Origin of the sequence: Streptomyces sp. NBC_00286, assembly GCF_036173125.1 — a bacterium.
In the GTDB taxonomy this organism is placed as follows: Bacteria; Actinomycetota; Actinomycetes; order Streptomycetales; family Streptomycetaceae; genus Streptomyces.
Genome location: NZ_CP108054.1, coordinates 6,054,660 through 6,070,560 on the forward strand (window position 1 = coordinate 6,054,660; position 15,901 = coordinate 6,070,560).

The 15,901-nt window shown below is 66.7% G+C and carries 25 protein-coding genes; 24 read left to right on the forward strand and 1 reads right to left on the reverse strand.

Annotation, left to right across the window (positions count from 1 at the left end; all coding sequences use genetic code 11):
* Window positions 1-1,677 (reverse strand): RNA ligase family protein, encoded by a 1,677-nt coding sequence (locus OHT21_RS27960; protein WP_328771074.1) that lies wholly within the window; start codon window positions 1,675-1,677, stop codon window positions 1-3.
* A gap of 531 nt (window positions 1,678-2,208) precedes the next feature.
* Between OHT21_RS27960 and rpsJ the strand changes: the two genes are divergently transcribed.
* The 24 genes from rpsJ to map all read left to right on the forward strand — a co-directional run bounded on the left by rpsJ (window position 2,209) and on the right by map (window position 15,607).
* A complete protein-coding gene (gene rpsJ / locus OHT21_RS27965; RefSeq protein WP_003948644.1) occupies window positions 2,209-2,517 on the forward strand; it encodes a 30S ribosomal protein S10 in 309 nt (102 codons plus the stop codon).
* A gap of 17 nt (window positions 2,518-2,534) precedes the next feature.
* On the forward strand, window positions 2,535-3,179 hold the full coding sequence (gene rplC, locus OHT21_RS27970) for a 50S ribosomal protein L3 (RefSeq protein WP_165337683.1): 645 nt from the start codon (window positions 2,535-2,537) through the stop codon (window positions 3,177-3,179).
* An 8-nt stretch (window positions 3,180-3,187) separates the two neighbouring features.
* Window positions 3,188-3,841 carry a 50S ribosomal protein L4 gene (rplD, locus tag OHT21_RS27975; RefSeq protein ID WP_328771075.1) on the forward strand — a complete coding sequence of 218 codons (654 nt, stop codon included), beginning with the start codon at window positions 3,188-3,190 and terminating at the stop codon, window positions 3,839-3,841.
* The gene (rplW, locus tag OHT21_RS27980; protein WP_165337681.1) at window positions 3,841-4,257 is read left to right on the forward strand and encodes a 50S ribosomal protein L23; all 417 of its coding nucleotides are present in this window, start codon (window positions 3,841-3,843) and stop codon (window positions 4,255-4,257) included. The genes rplD and rplW overlap by 1 nt, the downstream gene beginning before the upstream one ends.
* Window positions 4,258-4,295: 38 nt before the next feature.
* Window positions 4,296-5,132, forward strand: a complete 837-nt coding sequence (gene rplB / locus OHT21_RS27985; protein ID WP_328771076.1) for a 50S ribosomal protein L2 — start codon at window positions 4,296-4,298, stop codon at window positions 5,130-5,132.
* Window positions 5,133-5,144: 12 nt separating this feature from the next.
* Window positions 5,145-5,426 carry a 30S ribosomal protein S19 gene (gene rpsS, locus OHT21_RS27990; protein WP_007384069.1) on the forward strand — a complete coding sequence of 94 codons (282 nt, stop codon included), beginning with the start codon at window positions 5,145-5,147 and terminating at the stop codon, window positions 5,424-5,426.
* Between the two features lie 40 nt (window positions 5,427-5,466).
* A complete protein-coding gene (rplV, locus tag OHT21_RS27995; RefSeq protein WP_093777432.1) occupies window positions 5,467-5,814 on the forward strand; it encodes a 50S ribosomal protein L22 in 348 nt (115 codons plus the stop codon).
* Window positions 5,814-6,656: a 30S ribosomal protein S3 gene (gene rpsC / locus OHT21_RS28000; protein ID WP_165261514.1), complete on the forward strand. Its 843-nt coding sequence runs from the start codon at window positions 5,814-5,816 to the stop codon at window positions 6,654-6,656. Before rplV ends, rpsC begins: the two co-directional genes overlap by 1 nt.
* Before the next feature lie 5 nt (window positions 6,657-6,661).
* Window positions 6,662-7,081, forward strand: a complete 420-nt coding sequence (gene rplP / locus OHT21_RS28005) for a 50S ribosomal protein L16 (RefSeq protein WP_328771077.1) — start codon at window positions 6,662-6,664, stop codon at window positions 7,079-7,081.
* Window positions 7,081-7,305 carry a 50S ribosomal protein L29 gene (gene rpmC, locus OHT21_RS28010; RefSeq protein WP_086752859.1) on the forward strand — a complete coding sequence of 75 codons (225 nt, stop codon included), beginning with the start codon at window positions 7,081-7,083 and terminating at the stop codon, window positions 7,303-7,305. Before rplP ends, rpmC begins: the two co-directional genes overlap by 1 nt.
* On the forward strand, window positions 7,305-7,592 hold the full coding sequence (gene rpsQ / locus OHT21_RS28015) for a 30S ribosomal protein S17 (RefSeq protein ID WP_030039759.1): 288 nt from the start codon (window positions 7,305-7,307) through the stop codon (window positions 7,590-7,592). Before rpmC ends, rpsQ begins: the two co-directional genes overlap by 1 nt.
* 525 nt (window positions 7,593-8,117) lie before the next feature.
* A complete protein-coding gene (rplN, locus tag OHT21_RS28020; RefSeq protein WP_003998823.1) occupies window positions 8,118-8,486 on the forward strand; it encodes a 50S ribosomal protein L14 in 369 nt (122 codons plus the stop codon).
* Window positions 8,487-8,488: 2 nt separating this feature from the next.
* Window positions 8,489-8,812, forward strand: coding sequence for a 50S ribosomal protein L24 (gene rplX, locus OHT21_RS28025; protein ID WP_016434629.1), 324 nt, complete (start codon window positions 8,489-8,491; stop codon window positions 8,810-8,812).
* Window positions 8,812-9,369 carry a 50S ribosomal protein L5 gene (gene rplE / locus OHT21_RS28030; protein ID WP_119102577.1) on the forward strand — a complete coding sequence of 186 codons (558 nt, stop codon included), beginning with the start codon at window positions 8,812-8,814 and terminating at the stop codon, window positions 9,367-9,369. The genes rplX and rplE overlap by 1 nt, the downstream gene beginning before the upstream one ends.
* Window positions 9,370-9,374: 5 nt before the next feature.
* Window positions 9,375-9,560, forward strand: coding sequence for a type Z 30S ribosomal protein S14 (locus OHT21_RS28035; RefSeq protein WP_003956452.1), 186 nt, complete (start codon window positions 9,375-9,377; stop codon window positions 9,558-9,560).
* A 209-nt stretch (window positions 9,561-9,769) separates the two neighbouring features.
* Entirely contained in the window at window positions 9,770-10,168 is a 399-nt protein-coding gene (gene rpsH / locus OHT21_RS28040) for a 30S ribosomal protein S8 (RefSeq protein WP_004984520.1), read from the forward strand.
* 24 nt (window positions 10,169-10,192) lie between these two features.
* The gene (gene rplF, locus OHT21_RS28045) at window positions 10,193-10,732 is read left to right on the forward strand and encodes a 50S ribosomal protein L6 (RefSeq protein ID WP_328771078.1); all 540 of its coding nucleotides are present in this window, start codon (window positions 10,193-10,195) and stop codon (window positions 10,730-10,732) included.
* Window positions 10,733-10,735: 3 nt separating this feature from the next.
* Window positions 10,736-11,119 (forward strand): 50S ribosomal protein L18, encoded by a 384-nt coding sequence (gene rplR / locus OHT21_RS28050; RefSeq protein ID WP_328771079.1) that lies wholly within the window; start codon window positions 10,736-10,738, stop codon window positions 11,117-11,119.
* Window positions 11,120-11,158: 39 nt separating this feature from the next.
* Entirely contained in the window at window positions 11,159-11,767 is a 609-nt protein-coding gene (gene rpsE / locus OHT21_RS28055; RefSeq protein WP_010354225.1) for a 30S ribosomal protein S5, read from the forward strand.
* Window positions 11,767-11,949, forward strand: a complete 183-nt coding sequence (rpmD, locus tag OHT21_RS28060) for a 50S ribosomal protein L30 (protein WP_033319647.1) — start codon at window positions 11,767-11,769, stop codon at window positions 11,947-11,949. Before rpsE ends, rpmD begins: the two co-directional genes overlap by 1 nt.
* Window positions 11,950-11,951: 2 nt before the next feature.
* Window positions 11,952-12,407, forward strand: a complete 456-nt coding sequence (gene rplO / locus OHT21_RS28065; RefSeq protein WP_165337677.1) for a 50S ribosomal protein L15 — start codon at window positions 11,952-11,954, stop codon at window positions 12,405-12,407.
* Between the two features lie 245 nt (window positions 12,408-12,652).
* Window positions 12,653-13,966 carry a preprotein translocase subunit SecY gene (secY, locus tag OHT21_RS28070; protein WP_328771080.1) on the forward strand — a complete coding sequence of 438 codons (1,314 nt, stop codon included), beginning with the start codon at window positions 12,653-12,655 and terminating at the stop codon, window positions 13,964-13,966.
* Window positions 13,966-14,649 (forward strand): adenylate kinase, encoded by a 684-nt coding sequence (locus OHT21_RS28075; RefSeq protein WP_328771081.1) that lies wholly within the window; start codon window positions 13,966-13,968, stop codon window positions 14,647-14,649. Before secY ends, OHT21_RS28075 begins: the two co-directional genes overlap by 1 nt.
* A 121-nt stretch (window positions 14,650-14,770) precedes the next feature.
* Entirely contained in the window at window positions 14,771-15,607 is an 837-nt protein-coding gene (gene map, locus OHT21_RS28080) for a type I methionyl aminopeptidase (RefSeq protein ID WP_328771082.1), read from the forward strand.
* Window positions 15,608-15,901 lie beyond the last annotated feature (294 nt).

The window sequence follows — 15,901 nt, forward strand, 5'->3', positions numbered from 1 at the left end:
TCAGACCTCTTCCTCGATGGTCCCCGTCGCTCCGATGTACCAGGTGCGATGCGCGTCGCCCGCGTACGGCGGGCCGAAGCGGCGCAACTGGGCGGTGAGCACCTCGGGCGGCACCGGGTGCTCACGGCGGGCGTTGCGCCGTATCAGCTCGTCCTCGTCGACCAGAACCACGGTGTGGGTGAGCAAGGCGTCGCGGCGGTGGGCGATCGCGTGGACGAGCGAGCGCTGCTGCTTGTTGAGGGACGTGGCGTCCCAGACCACGGTCCCACCGGTGGCCAGTGCGGTGTCCAGCCGGTCGAGACCCTCGCGCAGGACGTCGGCGTTCGCCCGCTGGTCGGCGCGTGAACCGCGGGCCTCGCGCAGGTCGTCCAGGCAGATGTACGTGTCTACCCCGTGGAGCCCCCTGGCGAAGGTGCTCTTGCCGCTGCCCGCGGGGCCGACCGTCTGGATCAGCTTCGGGAAGTCGCCGGAGCGCCAGCGCCATGTGGCGGCGACTGCCTCGTCGAGACCGTGGATGCGCCCTCGCGCGTACGCCTCCCGTGCCTCGGCCCGGCAGCGGACGGCCGCGTCGCCCGGCAGACCGGCGAAGGCTTCCCGCAGCCCGCCTTCGTCCAGGCCGTTCCCCTCCGGGCTGCCGATGTCCTCGGCGTGCATTGCCGACCACTCCACCTGCTCACGTGCCTCGTCCGTGTCCGCCGTGGCCCGGGCGACCGCGTGCAGGAGACCGAGATCGGCGGCGTACGACAGCCGTATCAGGCCGGCCCGCCGGTCCTCGTCCGGATACGGCCGGTGCAGCGCCGGGTGCAATCCGACGAGGTCAGCGACCCGGCGTGCGAGCGGCATGCCCGCCGTCGCGGCGATCTTGGCGGCTATCCGTGCGCGCTGCTTTCCGTGCAGCAGCGCGGCCAGCACGCCCGCGAGCCGGTCGTCCCCGGACCGCCCCACCAGATCGAGCCGGGCGGCGGCCTCCGGGTCCTCCTCGCCGGCCAGCCCCACCGCACGCGTCAGGGCGTCCACGTCGACCGCCGCCCCCGAACGTACGGCCCACAGGGCGGCCCTCGCCCCGAGCCCGTTCTCCACGACGGCCGCGTGCATCCAGTGCGTGTCCGTCCGCACATGCCCGGCCCGCACCCACTTGGCGACCCGCTGCCCGAACTCCTCCGCGCCGAAGGCGTCCACGACCCGTACGACGTATCCCTCCTGTCGCACGGGATCCAGCCGCAGCGCCCGCAGCGCGCGCTCGTCGAACACGCCCCGCCACAGCACGCGCGGCACGGGAATCCCGATCCCGCGCAGATACGTGACCGTCCGGTCCCAGTCCAGGCAGTGGCCGTCCGCGTCCCACACCGAGAAGCCGTAGAACCAGCTCTCCAGGTCCTCGTACGCGATCGAATGCCGGGCGTACATGCTCTCCCCGCACACGCGCCAGCCCTCGGGGATGGCATGACCGATACGCCCCTGGAGCGCTTTGACCCAGGCTCGGGAGGGGTGGTGGGCCGAGTCGAGCGAGCGGGCGTGCAGGCCGTCGGCGTACAGCGTGGTGTTCTCGCCGTCGAGCTTCTCGGTGACGACGACCTCGCGTCCCCGCAGACCCGACAGGTCCGTGACCCGGAGGTCGTCCGCGGTGGCGCCGGGCGACCAGGGCAGATGCCGGGTCCGTGGGTAGTGCGTACGCATGATGAACGTTCCCCCGTGATAACCGCCGTACGTGATCAGCGTAGGAGCGCGGGGGAGCGGGGAGCGAGCGGATTAGCGGCGGTTACCGAGTGACGCACACGGCCCTTGGTGCGAGCCCGTGTTTGACGCACGTCACTCCGGGGGTACCCTCTACCGCTCGATTGGCCAGCGCAACGCCCCGTGTGGCAGACTAACCGGGTTGCTCGGTTGAGTGCCGATGCTGCGCGCCTCCCGCCGGGAGGACTGGAAGCGAGTCCCACAGTACTCGTCGCTTCAACTGCCTCTCAGGGCAGCGCTGAGGCGGACGTACGGGAATCTTCCGGGAAGTGTCAGCGGGGTACCGGCCAGGCGCCCGGTGGGTGTCTCACCCTCGGATCCGCGGTCGATGATCGCACCCCCTAGCAGGGAATCCCTTGTGGATATCTGTGTCAGTGAGGGAGCGACACGCCCGACCGCGTGGGTCGGAGGAAAGAGACGCGGACCTTCCGAGTCGCCAGAGCGTTTATTGAGAGACAGGACTACGGAGTAGCCATGGCGGGACAGAAGATCCGCATCCGGCTCAAGGCCTACGACCACGAGGTCATCGACTCCTCGGCGAAGAAGATCGTCGAGACGGTGACGCGTACTGGTGCGTCGGTCGCGGGCCCGGTGCCGCTGCCCACTGAGAAGAACGTGTACTGCGTCATCAAGTCGCCGCACAAGTACAAGGACTCGCGCGAGCACTTCGAGATGCGCACGCACAAGCGCCTGATCGACATCCTCGACCCGACGCCCAAGACCGTTGACTCTCTGATGCGACTCGACCTCCCGGCCGGTGTCGACATCGAGATCAAGCTCTGAGGCCGGTGAATCTGAGAATGGCTAAGCAGATCAAGGGCATCCTGGGCGAGAAGCTCGGTATGACGCAGGTGTGGGACGAGAACAACCGTGTTGTTCCGGTCACCGTCGTCAAGGCCGGGCCGAACGTCGTCACCCAGGTCCGTACGAACGACACCGACGGCTACGAGTCCGTGCAGATCGCCTTCGGCGAGATCGACCCGCGCAAGGTGAACAAGCCCCTCAAGGGCCACTTCGCCAAGGCCGACGTGACCCCCCGCCGCCACCTCGTGGAGCTCCGCACCGCGGACGCCAGCGAGTACACGCTCGGGCAGGAGATCACCGCCGAAACCTTCGAGGCCGGCGTGAAGGTCGACGTCACCGGCAAGAGCAAGGGCAAGGGCTTCGCCGGTGTCATGAAGCGTCACAACTTCAAGGGCCTCGGTGCCGGTCACGGTACCCAGCGCAAGCACCGCTCTCCCGGCTCCATCGGTGGCTGCGCCACCCCGGGCCGTGTGTTCAAGGGCCTCCGCATGGCGGGTCGTATGGGCAACGAGCGGGTCACCACCCAGAACCTGACCGTCCACGCCGTTGACGCGGAGAAGGGTCTGCTGCTCATCAAGGGCGCGGTTCCCGGTCCGAACGGCGGCCTCGTCCTGGTCCGCACCGCGGCCAAGGGGGCCTGAGGTAACCGATGAGCACTGTTGACATCCTTTCGCCGGCAGGCGACAAGACCGGGACGGTCGAGCTCCCCGCGGAGATCTTCGACGTCGAGAAGGTCAGCGTTCCGCTGCTTCACCAGGTCGTCGTCGCGCAGCTGGCCGCTGCCCGCCAGGGCACGCACAAGACCAAGACCCGCGGCGAAGTCCGTGGTGGTGGCAAGAAGCCTTACCGCCAGAAGGGCACCGGTCGCGCCCGTCAGGGTTCGACCCGCGCGCCGCAGTTCGCCGGTGGTGGCGTCGTGCACGGTCCCGTGCCGCGTGACTACTCGCAGCGGACCCCGAAGAAGATGAAGGCCGCGGCCCTGCGCCACGCCCTCACCGACCGGGCTCGCAACAACCGCATCCACGTCGTCAGCGGCGTGGTCGAGGGCGAGATCTCCACCAAGGCCGCCAAGTCGCTGCTCGGCAAGATCTCGGAGCGTAAGAACGTGCTCCTGGTGATCGACCGCGCGGACGAGGCCTCGCTGCTCTCCGCCCGCAACCTGCCCCAGGTGCACATCCTGGAGCCGGGCCAGCTGAACACGTACGACGTTCTCGTCTCGGACGACGTGGTCTTCACCCAGGCCGCTTTCGAGTCCTTCGTCGCCGGCCCGAAGGCCAACGACACTGAAGGGAGCGAGGTCTGATGGCTATCCGTCACCCCTCCATCGCCTCGAAGGCCGCCAAGAAGGCCAAGGAGGCGCGCGTCAAGAAGGCGCGTCGCCACGCCACCGAGGGCAAGAACACCGTCGAGACTCCGCTGAGCAAGTCGTACACGGACCCCCGTGACGTACTGATCAAGCCGGTCGTCTCCGAGAAGAGCTACGCGCTTCTCGACGAGAACAAGTACACGTTCATCGTCGACCCGCGCGCCAACAAGACCCAGATCAAGGAGGCCGTGCAGTCGGTCTTCTCGGTCAAGGTCACCGGGGTCAACACGATCAACCGCCAGGGCAAGCGCAAGCGGACCCGCACTGGTTTCGGCAAGCGTGCCGACACCAAGCGCGCGATCGTGACCCTTGCAGAGGGCGACCGTATCGACATCTTCGGCCAGGCCTCCTAACGGAGTGCCCTGGTCCGATATCGGACGAGGACTGAGAAATGGGAATCCGCAAGTACAAGCCGACTACGCCGGGCCGCCGTGGCTCCAGCGTCGCCGACTTCGTCGAGGTCACGCGGTCCACGCCGGAGAAGTCGCTGGTCCGCCCGCTGCACAGCAAGGGCGGCCGTAACAATTCCGGTCGTGTGACCGTGCGCCACCAGGGTGGTGGCCACAAGCGCGCCTACCGCGTCATCGACTTCCGTCGCCATGACAAGGACGGCGTGCCGGCGAAGGTCGCGCACATCGAGTACGACCCCAACCGCACCGCGCGCATCGCGCTGCTGCACTACGCGGACGGCGAGAAGCGCTACATCCTTGCCCCGCGCAACCTGCGGCAGGGCGACCGGGTGGAGAACGGTCCCGGGGCCGACATCAAGCCGGGCAACAACCTGGCGCTCCGCAACATCCCGGTCGGTACCACGATCCACGCGATCGAGCTCCGTCCCGGTGGCGGCGCCAAGTTCGCCCGCTCCGCCGGTGCCTCCGTGCAGCTGCTCGCGAAGGAGGGCCAGATGGCCCACCTCCGCATGCCGTCCGGTGAGATCCGCCTGGTCGACGTGCGCTGCCGCGCCACCGTCGGCGAGGTCGGCAACGCCGAGCAGAGCAACATCAACTGGGGCAAGGCCGGCCGTAAGCGCTGGCTGGGCGTCCGTCCGACCGTTCGCGGTGTGGCGATGAACCCGGTTGACCACCCCCACGGTGGTGGTGAGGGCAAGACCTCCGGTGGTCGCCACCCGGTCAGCCCCTGGGGCCAGAAGGAAGGACGTACTCGTTCGCCCAAGAAGGCCTCGAACAAGTACATCGTCCGCCGCCGCAAGACGAACAAGAAGCGCTAGGAGCGGGTTTAGATGCCGCGCAGTCTCAAGAAGGGGCCCTTCGTCGACGACCACCTGATCAAGAAGGTGGACGCCCAGAACGAAGCCGGTTCCAAGAACGTCATCAAGACCTGGTCCCGTCGCTCGATGATCGTCCCGGCCATGCTGGGCCACACGATCGCGGTGCACAACGGCAAGACCCACATCCCGGTGTTTGTCACCGAGTCCATGGTCGGCCACAAGCTCGGCGAGTTCTCGCCGACGCGCACCTTCCGGGGTCACGTCAAGGACGACCGGAAGTCGAAGCGCCGCTAAGGCGGGGTGAATGACCATGACAGACACTGAAGGGACAACCATGGAAGCCAGGGCCCAGGCGCGGTACATCCGCGTCACGCCCATGAAGGCCCGCCGAGTGGTGGACCTCATCCGTGGCATGGACGCCACGGAGGCCCAGGCGGTCCTGCGTTTCGCCCCGCAGGCCGCGAGCGTGCCGGTCGGCAAGGTGCTGGACAGCGCCATCGCCAACGCCGCGCACAACTACGACCACACCGACGCCGACAGCCTTGTCATCACCGAGGCCTACGTCGACGAGGGCCCGACCCTGAAGCGGTTCCGTCCGCGTGCCCAGGGCCGCGCCTACCGGATCCGCAAGCGGACCAGCCACATCACCGTGGTCGTCAGCAGCAAGGAAGGAACCCGGTAATGGGCCAGAAGGTAAACCCGCATGGGTTCCGGCTCGGTGTCACGACCGACTTCAAGTCGCGTTGGTACGCCGACAAGCTGTACAAGGACTACGTCAAGGAAGACGTCGCCATCCGTCGGATGATGACGTCCGGCATGGAGCGCGCCGGTATCTCGAAGGTGGAGATCGAGCGCACCCGTGACCGTGTGCGTGTGGACATCCACACCGCGCGTCCGGGCATCGTCATCGGCCGCCGTGGCGCCGAGGCCGACCGCATCCGCGGTGACCTCGAGAAGCTCACGGGCAAGCAGGTCCAGCTGAACATCCTCGAGGTCAAGAACCCCGAGACGGACGCTCAGCTGGTCGCTCAGGCCGTTGCCGAGCAGCTGTCCTCCCGTGTCTCCTTCCGCCGTGCCATGCGTAAGAGCATGCAGTCGGCGATGAAGGCGGGCGCCAAGGGCATCAAGATCCAGTGTGGTGGCCGTCTCGGCGGCGCCGAGATGTCCCGCTCGGAGTTCTACCGCGAGGGCCGCGTGCCCCTGCACACGCTCCGCGCGAACGTCGACTACGGCTTCTTCGAGGCCAAGACGACCTTCGGCCGCATCGGTGTGAAGGTCTGGATCTACAAGGGCGACGTCAAGAACATCGCCGAGGTCCGTGCCGAGAACGCTGCCGCCCGTGCGGGTAACCGCCCGGCCCGCGGTGGCGGCGCCGACCGCCCGGCCCGCGGTGGCCGTGGTGGCGAGCGCGGCGGTCGCGGCCGTAAGCCGCAGCAGTCCGCTCCGGCGGCTGCCGAGGCCCCCAAGGCCGAGGCTCCCGCGGCGGCGGCTGCCGAGCCCAGCGCTGCCGGAAAGGAGAGCTGACCGACATGCTGATCCCCCGTAGGGTCAAGCACCGTAAGCAGCACCACCCCAAGCGCAGTGGTATGGCCAAGGGTGGTACTGAGGTCGCGTTCGGCGAGTACGGCATCCAGGCGCTGACCCCGGCGTACGTGACGAACCGTCAGATCGAGGCCGCTCGTATCGCGATGACCCGCCACATCAAGCGTGGCGGCAAGGTCTGGATCAACATCTACCCGGACCGTCCCCTCACGAAGAAGCCCGCCGAGACCCGCATGGGTTCCGGTAAGGGCTCCCCGGAGTGGTGGGTCGCGAACGTCAAGCCCGGTCGGGTGATGTTCGAGCTGTCCTACCCGAACGAGAAGATTGCGCGTGAGGCGCTTACCCGCGCTGCTCACAAGCTTCCGATGAAGTGCCGCATCGTGCGGCGCGAGGCAGGTGAAGCGTGATGTCGGCCGGTACCAAGGCGTCCGAGCTGCGCGAACTGGGCGACGAGGAGCTTCTTGGGAAGCTTCGCGAGGCCAAGGAAGAGCTGTTCAACCTCCGCTTCCAGGCGGCGACCGGTCAGCTCGAGAACCACGGCCGTCTGAAGGCGGTCCGTAAGGACATCGCGCGGATCTACACCCTGATGCGTGAGCGCGAGCTGGGCATCGAAACGGTGGAGAGCGCCTGATGAGCGAGAGCAACGTGACTGAAGAGACGAAGGCCGCGCGCGGCTTCCGCAAGACCCGTGAGGGTCTCGTCGTCAGCGACAAGATGGACAAGACCGTCGTCGTCGCCGTCGAGGACCGCGTCAAGCACGCGCTGTACGGCAAGGTCATCCGCCGTACGAACAAGCTCAAGGCGCACGACGAGCAGAACGCCGCCGGCGTTGGCGACCGGGTTCTCCTGATGGAGACCCGTCCGCTGTCGGCGACGAAGCGCTGGCGCGTCGTCGAGATCCTCGAGAAGGCGAAGTAAATAAGCGGGGGTTCCACCCCCGCTGACCCCCGCTGGGGGCTCCGCCCCCAAGCCCCCGGGCCGGTGGCGAAGGCCCCGGCACGGGATCCGGCGCAGGCTCGGCACCGGGCTCCGCGAGTCACCTCGCGAAGCTCGACCGGCCCGCGACCGGACCCACGGGGCCACTGCCCCTGGGCCCTCGGGCCTGCGGGACGGAGGCTCCGCGGCCTCCGCGAAGGGCGCTGCTCCGGCCACCGGCCCGGATCGGCCCCGGCGCCAGGTCGGCCGACGGCTCGCGAGGCGACTCGCGGAGCCCGGCCGGACGGCCTGCGGCCGGACCGGCTGGGGCACTGCCCCAGGCTCCTCGGGGCCGGCGGGGCGGAAGTCCCGCGGCCCCCGCAAGGTGGCGCCACCGGCCCTCGGGCCCGGCGGGGGTTTTCGCCTCCAGAGGCACAAGTAATTCCTGCGGGAGCAACCCGCAGGACGGTTCCGCCAGGCTCTCCGGCTTACCCCCGGAGGGAACCGGCAGACGATCAGGAGATAGACGTGATCCAGCAGGAGTCGCGGCTGCGTGTCGCCGACAACACTGGTGCGAAGGAGATCCTTTGCATCCGTGTGCTCGGCGGGTCCGGTCGCCGCTACGCGGGCATCGGTGACGTCATCGTTGCCACCGTCAAGGACGCGATCCCCGGTGGCAACGTGAAGAAGGGTGACGTCGTCAAGGCGGTCATCGTTCGCACCGTCAAGGAGCGCCGCCGTCCGGACGGCTCGTACATCCGCTTCGACGAGAACGCCGCCGTCATTCTGAAGAACGACGGCGACCCTCGCGGCACCCGCATCTTCGGCCCCGTGGGCCGGGAGCTGCGCGAGAAGAAGTTCATGAAGATCATCTCGCTCGCGCCGGAGGTGCTGTAAGCATGAAGATCAAGAAGGGCGACCTGGTCCAGGTCATCACCGGTAAGGACAAGGGCAAGCAGGGCAAGGTCATTGCCGCTTACCCGCGCGACGAGCGTGTCCTGGTCGAGGGTGTCAACCGGGTCAAGAAGCACACCAAGGCCGGTCCGACGGCTCGCGGTTCGCAGGCCGGCGGCATCGTCACCACCGAGGCGCCGATCCACGTCTCCAACGTCCAGCTGGTCGTGGAGAAGGACGGCAAGAAGGTCGTGACCCGCGTCGGTTACCGCTTCGACGACGAAGGCAACAAGATCCGCGTTGCCAAGCGGACGGGTGAGGACATCTGATGACTACCACCACCAGCCCGCGTCTGAAGCAGAAGTACCGCGAGGAGATCGCGGGCAAGCTGCGTGACGAGTTCAAGTACGAGAACGTCATGCAGATCCCCGGCCTCGTCAAGATCGTGGTCAACATGGGTGTGGGCGACGCCGCCCGCGACTCCAAGCTGATCGAGGGCGCCATCCGCGACCTCACCACGATCACCGGTCAGAAGCCGGCCGTCACCAAGGCCCGTAAGTCCATCGCGCAGTTCAAGCTGCGTGAGGGCCAGCCGATCGGTGCCCACGTCACGCTCCGTGGCGACCGCATGTGGGAGTTCCTGGACCGCACCCTGTCGCTCGCGCTGCCGCGCATCCGCGACTTCCGTGGTCTGTCCCCCAAGCAGTTCGACGGCCGTGGCAACTACACCTTCGGTCTCACGGAGCAGGTCATGTTCCACGAGATCGACCAGGACAAGATCGACCGCGTCCGGGGTATGGACATCACCGTGGTCACCACGGCGACCAACGACGCTGAGGGCCGCGCGCTCCTTCGTCACCTCGGCTTCCCCTTCAAGGAGGCGTGAGCGAGATGGCGAAGAAGGCTCTGATCGCTAAGGCTGCCCGCAAGCCCAAGTTCGGTGTACGCGCGTACACCCGCTGCCAGCGCTGCGGTCGTCCGCATTCCGTGTACCGCAAGTTCGGCCTCTGCCGCGTGTGCCTTCGTGAGATGGCTCACCGTGGCGAGCTGCCGGGCGTGACCAAGAGCTCCTGGTAATTCCCAAATAGGGGATTTCAGGGCTCTCGGTAAGTAAAGGGCTCGGTCAGGGGCCCACCCCTTCATGGCTTAGGCTTGGAGGGTTGGGCGCCTGACGCCCGTACGACTTACTACGCCGTAGGTCCACCGCGCCGCACCCGTCCCGTCTCGGATCGGGGAGAGGGATGGCGCACCAGGAAACCCCGGCGAGAGAGGCCGAAGGCCAATTCATGACCATGACTGATCCGATCGCAGACATGCTGACGCGTCTGCGTAACGCGAACTCGGCGTACCACGACTCCGTGGCTATGCCGCACAGCAAGATCAAGTCGCACATCGCGGAGATCCTCCAGCAGGAGGGCTTCATCACGGGCTGGAAGGTCGAGGACGCCGAGGTCGGCAAGAACCTCGTTCTCGAGCTGAAGTTCGGCCCGAACCGTGAGCGCTCCATCGCGGGCATCAAGCGGATCTCCAAGCCCGGTCTCCGGGTGTACGCGAAGTCCACCAACCTGCCGAAGGTGCTCGGCGGCCTGGGCGTGGCGATCATCTCCACGTCCCACGGGCTCCTCACCGACAAGCAGGCCGGCAAGAAGGGCGTAGGCGGAGAAGTCCTCGCCTACGTCTGGTAGCGGAAGGGAACGGAGGAAACAGCTATGTCGCGCATTGGCAAGCTCCCCATCACGGTTCCCGCCGGCGTGGACGTCACCATCGATGGCCGTACGGTCCAGGTGAAGGGCCCCAAGGGCGCCCTCTCCCACACCGTCGCGGCGCCGATCGAGATCGCTAAGGGCGAGGACGGCATTCTCAATGTCACCCGCCCGAACGACGAGCGTCAGAACAAGGCCCTGCACGGCCTGTCCCGCACGCTGGTGGCGAACATGATCACCGGCGTGACCACGGGTTACGTGAAGAAGCTCGAGATCAGCGGTGTCGGTTACCGAGTCCTGGCCAAGGGTTCCAACCTGGAGTTCTCGCTCGGCTACAGCCACCCGATCCTGGTCGAGGCCCCCGAGGGCATCACCTTCAAGGTCGAGAACCCGACGCGGTTCTCGGTCGAGGGCATCGACAAGCAGAAGGTCGGCGAGGTTGCGGCCAACATCCGCAAGCTGCGCAAGCCCGACCCGTACAAGGCCAAGGGTGTCAAGTACGAGGGCGAAGTCATCCGCCGCAAGGTCGGAAAGGCGGGTAAGTAAGCCATGGCATACGGGCAGAAGATCGCCAAGGGCGACGCCTACAAGCGTGCTGCCATCAAGCGGCGTCACATCCGGATCCGTAAGAAGGTCTCGGGTACGGCTGAGCGTCCCCGCCTGGTCGTGACGCGCTCGAACCGCCACATCGTGGCCCAGGTGATCGACGACCTCAAGGGGCACACCCTTGCGTCGGCGTCCACCCTGGACACCTCGATCCGCGGTGCCGAGGGCGACAAGTCCGCGCAGGCCAAGCAGGTCGGCGCCCTGGTCGCCGAGCGTGCGAAGGCCGCGGGCGTCGAGGCCGTCGTGTTCGACCGTGGTGGCAACCAGTACGCCGGGCGCATCGCCGCCCTGGCGGACGCCGCCCGCGAAGCCGGGCTCAAGTTCTGAGCCTGCCGTAGCTAGCGGAAACAGAGAGAGGTAAATCCAATGGCTGGACCCCAGCGCCGCGGAAGCGGTGCCGGTGGCGGCGAGCGGCGGGACCGGAAGGGCCGTGACGGCGGCGCAGCTGCCGCCGAGAAGACCGCGTACGTTGAGCGCGTCGTCGCGATCAACCGCGTCGCCAAGGTTGTGAAGGGTGGTCGTCGCTTCAGCTTCACTGCGCTCGTCGTAGTGGGCGACGGTGACGGCACCGTGGGTGTCGGTTACGGCAAGGCCAAGGAGGTGCCGGCCGCCATCGCCAAGGGTGTCGAGGAGGCCAAGAAGCACTTCTTCAAGGTCCCCCGTATCCAGGGCACCATCCCGCACCCGATCACGGGCGAGAAGGCCGCGGGCGTCGTCCTGCTCAAGCCGGCTTCCCCCGGTACCGGCGTTATCGCCGGTGGCCCGGTGCGTGCCGTGCTCGAGTGCGCCGGTGTTCACGACATCCTGTCGAAGTCGCTCGGCTCGTCGAACGCGATCAACATCGTGCACGCGACCGTGGAGGCCCTGAAGGGTCTGCAGCGTCCCGAGGAGATCGCGGCCCGCCGTGGTCTGCCCCTCGAGGATGTCGCTCCCGCGGCTCTGCTGCGTGCGCGTGCCGGGGCTGGTGCTGCGTAATGGCTCAGCTCAAGATCACGCAGACGAAGTCGTACATCGGCAGTAAGCAGAACCACCGTGACACGCTGCGTTCGCTTGGTCTGAAGAGGATCAACGACGTGGTCGTCAAGGAGGACCGCCCCGAGTTCCGCGGCATGGTGCACACCGTCCGCCACCTCGTGACGGTCGAGGAGGTCGACTGATCATGGCGGAGCAGAACCCGCTCAAGATCCACAACCTCCGTCCCGCCCCGGGCGCCAAGACCGCCAAGACCCGTGTCGGTCGTGGTGAGGCCTCGAAGGGTAAGACGGCCGGTCGTGGTACCAAGGGCACGAAAGCCCGCTACCAGGTTCCGGAGCGCTTCGAGGGTGGGCAGATGCCCCTCCACATGCGGCTCCCGAAGCTGAAGGGCTTCAGGAACCCGTTCAAGACCGAGTACCAGGTCGTGAACCTCGACAAGCTGGCCTCCCTCTACCCCGAGGGCGGCGAGGTCACGGTGGCCGATCTGGTCGCCAAGGGCGCCGTTCGCAAGAACAGCCTTGTCAAGGTCCTCGGCCAGGGCGAGATCTCCGTGGCGCTGCAGGTGACGGTCGACGCCGCCTCCGGCTCCGCCAAGGAGAAGATCACCGCCGCCGGCGGTACCGTCACCGAGCTCGTCTGAACTCCACGGACGCCTCGATGACTTGAGCGCACCCGACCGGGGATGCCCCACAAATGGGGCATCCCCGGTTGGTCGTTCCAAGGAAAGCTGTGCCGCGGGTATGGTGGCCAGCACTGCTCATTTTCGCCTGGTGTGCCCACTGGGAACTTCAGGCGGCTTCTGACTGTTAGTTAGCTGTCCGTATACTCGTCGAACCTCAAGACCGTCACCTCTGACGCAGTTGCGCGGGGGTCGCAGGAGGCACCGTGCTCACCGCGTTCGCCCGGGCGTTCAAGACGCCCGACCTGCGCAAGAAGCTGCTCTTCACGCTCGGCATCATCGTGATCTACCGGATCGGTACGCACATCCCGATCCCGGGCGTGGACTACAGGAACGTCCAGACCTGTATCGACAACGCCAACGCGAACCAGGGCCTCTTCGGCCTGGTCAACATGTTCAGCGGTGGCGCTCTGCTGCAGATCACGGTCTTCGCGCTCGGCATCATGCCGTACATCACGGCGAGCATCATTCTGCAGCTGCTGACCGTGGTGATCCCGCGTCTGGAAGCCCTCAAGAAGGAGGGCCAGGCCGGCACGGCGAAGATCACGCAGTACACCCGTTATCTCACCGTGGCGCTGGCCGTCCTCCAGGGCACCGGCCTGGTGGCCACCGCCCGCACGGGCGCGCTGTTCCAGGGCTGCCCGGTCGCCACGCAGATCGTGCCCGACCAGTCGGTCTTCGTGACGATGACGATGGTCATCACCATGACCGCCGGTACGGCCACGGTCATGTGGCTCGGTGAGCTCATCACCGACCGCGGCATCGGCAACGGCATGTCGATCCTGATGTTCATCTCGATCGCCGCCACCTTCCCGTCCGCTCTGTGGGCCATCAAGGAGCAGGGCGACCTCGCCGGCGGCTGGATCGAGTTCGGCATCGTGGTCGCCGTCGGCTTCGTCATGGTCGGGCTTGTGGTCTTCGTCGAGCAGGCCCAGCGCCGTATCCCGGTCCAGTACGCGAAGCGCATGATCGGCCGCCGCTCCTACGGCGGCACGTCGACGTACATCCCGCTGAAGGTCAACCAGGCGGGCATCATCCCTGTGATCTTCGCCTCGTCGCTGCTCTACATCCCGGCGCTGATCGCTCAGTTCGCCGGTGGAACTTCCGGCTGGAAGACCTGGATCGAGAAGAATCTCGCGGATGTAGACGCTCCGGCGCACCTCTCGCTCTATTTCTTCCTGATCATTTTCTTCGCGTTCTTCTACGTGGCGATCTCGTTCAACCCCGAGGAAGTCGCCGACAACATGAAGAAGTATGGTGGCTTCATCCCGGGCATCCGGGCTGGCCGACCGACCGCTGAGTACCTGGGTTACGTACTCAACCGGATCACCTGGCCGGGTTCGCTGTACCTGGGCCTGATTGCTCTCGTCCCGACGATGGCGTTTGCCGGGTTCGGGGCAAACCAGAACTTCCCGTTCGGCGGTACCAGCATCCTGATCATCGTGGGTGTGGGTCTGGAGACGGTGAAGCAGATCGAGAGCCAGCTCCAGCAGCGCAATTACGAAGGGTTCCTCCGCTGATGCGAATCGTCCTCGTTGGGCCACCTGGTGCGGGCAAGGGAACGCAGGCCGCGTTTCTTGCCAAGAATCTGTCGATCCCGCACATCTCCACGGGCGACCTCTTCCGCTCCAACATCAGCCAGAAGACGGAGCTCGGGAAACTCGCCAAGTCGTACATCGAGGCGGGGAACCTGGTACCGGACGAGGTCACGATCGGAATGGCCCGGGACCGCATGGAGCAGCCGGACGCCGAGAACGGCTTCCTGCTGGACGGCTTCCCGCGGAACGTCTCGCAGGCCGAGGCGCTGGACCAGGCGCTGAAGGCCGACGGTGTGGAGCTGGACGCGGTGCTGGACCTGGAGGTCCCCGAGGACGAGGTGGTCAAGCGCATCGCCGGCCGCCGCACCTGCCGCAAGGACTCGAGCCACGTTTTCCACGTGATCTACAGCCCGCCGAAGAAGCAGGACGTCTGTGACGTCTGCGGCGGCGAGCTGTACCAGCGTGGCGACGACTCCGAGGAGACCGTCCGCAAGCGGCTGGAGGTCTACCACACGCAGACCGAGCCGATCATCGACTACTACCGGGCTCAGGGCCTGGTCGTGACGATCTCGGCGCTCGGCAAGGTGGACGAGGTCACGCGGCGGGCGATGGACGCGCTGAAGCGTGGGGACGACGAGAGCTCTGAGGGTGACGAGAGCGCGTAGTCGTGTGTCTTGTTGGTTCGGCCGCGGTGCCCCCTCCGGGGACCGCGGCCGTACTGTTGTGTACGTAACTTTGTGACGCCGCCCAGTTTGTGGCACAGAAGACGGAGAGCGCAGGCCCCCCATGGTGCAGATCAAGACGCCCGAGCAGATCGCCAAGATGCGTGAGGCGGGGCTTGTTGTTGCCGCCATTCACAAGGCGACGCGGGAAGCGGCGGTGCCCGGGGCCACGACCAAGGATCTTGACGAGGTTGCTCGCAAGGTGCTGGACGAGCATGGGGCGAAGTCGAACTTTCTGGGGTACGGGGGGTTTCCGGCGACGATCTGCACCTCTGCGAATGAGGTCGTCGTTCATGGGATTCCCAGTGACGATGTCGTGCTCAAGGACGGCGACATCATCTCCATCGATGCGGGGGCGATTGTGGATGGGTGGCATGGGGATGCCGCCTACACCGCGTTTGTGGGGAGTGGGCATGCGCCCGAGCTTGTTGAACTTTCTCGGGTGACCGAGGAGTCGATGTGGGCAGGGATCGCTGCGATGAAGGTGGGGCATCGGCTTGTTGATGTGTCCCGGGCCATCGAGACGTATATCCGGCGGCAGCCCAAGCCGGGGGGTGGCCGGTACGGGATCATTGAGGACTACGGCGGGCATGGCATCGGTACGGAGATGCACATGGATCCGCATCTCTTGAACTATGTCGAGCGGAAGCGGGGGCGGGGGCCGAAGTTGGTGCCGGGCTTCTGTCTGGCCATTGAGCCGATGGTGTCCTTGGGGACTCCTAAGACCGAGGTTCTCTCGGATGACTGGACGGTCATCACCACGGACGGGACGTGGTCGTCTCACTGGGAGCACTCGGTTGCTCTGACGGAGGCGGGGCCGCTTGTGCTGACGGCTCCGGACGGGGGTAAGGCGAAGCTTGCCGAGTATGGGGTTGTGGCTGCGCCTGATCCGCTGGGGTGACGGGAGGGTTTTCTTTCCCCAGGCCCGCCCCTTCCCGAAACTGGGGCTGCACCCCCAGGCCCCCGCGAGGGGTGGGTGGGAAACAACGGGTGGGTGGGAAACCGCCCGGTGGGTGGGAGAGATTGTGGCTCGGTGCGGGTTCGTTGTGGCTTGTCGCTCCCCCACTCTCGACTCCGCTCGAGCGGGGGGACCCCCATCGCGGCGGAGCTGCAAATTGACACAGCCCCGCGCCCCTGACGGGGCGCACCCCCGGGCCCTGACGGGAACCGCCCCCGCGCCCCCGCTTAAGGATCA

Bases quoted from the DNA above. Each gene is read 5' to 3' on its own strand.
- map (WP_328771082.1), top strand. From the start codon at position 14,771: ATGGTGCAGATCAAGACGCCCGAGCAGATCGCCAAGATGCGTGAGGCG.
- rpsH (WP_004984520.1), top strand. From the start codon at position 9,770: ATGACCATGACTGATCCGATCGCAGACATGCTGACGCGTCTGCGTAAC.
- rplC (WP_165337683.1), top strand. From the start codon at position 2,535: ATGGCTAAGCAGATCAAGGGCATCCTGGGCGAGAAGCTCGGTATGACG.
- rplF (WP_328771078.1), top strand. From the start codon at position 10,193: ATGTCGCGCATTGGCAAGCTCCCCATCACGGTTCCCGCCGGCGTGGAC.
- rplO (WP_165337677.1), top strand. From the start codon at position 11,952: ATGGCGGAGCAGAACCCGCTCAAGATCCACAACCTCCGTCCCGCCCCG.
- rpmD (WP_033319647.1), top strand. From the start codon at position 11,767: ATGGCTCAGCTCAAGATCACGCAGACGAAGTCGTACATCGGCAGTAAG.
- rplP (WP_328771077.1), top strand. From the start codon at position 6,662: ATGCTGATCCCCCGTAGGGTCAAGCACCGTAAGCAGCACCACCCCAAG.
- rplX (WP_016434629.1), top strand. From the start codon at position 8,489: ATGAAGATCAAGAAGGGCGACCTGGTCCAGGTCATCACCGGTAAGGAC.
- OHT21_RS28075 (WP_328771081.1), top strand. From the start codon at position 13,966: ATGCGAATCGTCCTCGTTGGGCCACCTGGTGCGGGCAAGGGAACGCAG.
- rplD (WP_328771075.1), top strand. From the start codon at position 3,188: ATGAGCACTGTTGACATCCTTTCGCCGGCAGGCGACAAGACCGGGACG.
- rplE (WP_119102577.1), top strand. From the start codon at position 8,812: ATGACTACCACCACCAGCCCGCGTCTGAAGCAGAAGTACCGCGAGGAG.
- OHT21_RS27960 (WP_328771074.1), bottom strand. From the start codon at position 1,677: ATGCGTACGCACTACCCACGGACCCGGCATCTGCCCTGGTCGCCCGGC.
- rpsQ (WP_030039759.1), top strand. From the start codon at position 7,305: ATGAGCGAGAGCAACGTGACTGAAGAGACGAAGGCCGCGCGCGGCTTC.
- rplB (WP_328771076.1), top strand. From the start codon at position 4,296: ATGGGAATCCGCAAGTACAAGCCGACTACGCCGGGCCGCCGTGGCTCC.
- rplW (WP_165337681.1), top strand. From the start codon at position 3,841: ATGGCTATCCGTCACCCCTCCATCGCCTCGAAGGCCGCCAAGAAGGCC.
- rpmC (WP_086752859.1), top strand. From the start codon at position 7,081: ATGTCGGCCGGTACCAAGGCGTCCGAGCTGCGCGAACTGGGCGACGAG.
- rpsC (WP_165261514.1), top strand. From the start codon at position 5,814: ATGGGCCAGAAGGTAAACCCGCATGGGTTCCGGCTCGGTGTCACGACC.
- rpsS (WP_007384069.1), top strand. From the start codon at position 5,145: ATGCCGCGCAGTCTCAAGAAGGGGCCCTTCGTCGACGACCACCTGATC.
- OHT21_RS28035 (WP_003956452.1), top strand. From the start codon at position 9,375: ATGGCGAAGAAGGCTCTGATCGCTAAGGCTGCCCGCAAGCCCAAGTTC.
- rplR (WP_328771079.1), top strand. From the start codon at position 10,736: ATGGCATACGGGCAGAAGATCGCCAAGGGCGACGCCTACAAGCGTGCT.
- rpsJ (WP_003948644.1), top strand. From the start codon at position 2,209: ATGGCGGGACAGAAGATCCGCATCCGGCTCAAGGCCTACGACCACGAG.
- rplV (WP_093777432.1), top strand. From the start codon at position 5,467: ATGGAAGCCAGGGCCCAGGCGCGGTACATCCGCGTCACGCCCATGAAG.
- rpsE (WP_010354225.1), top strand. From the start codon at position 11,159: ATGGCTGGACCCCAGCGCCGCGGAAGCGGTGCCGGTGGCGGCGAGCGG.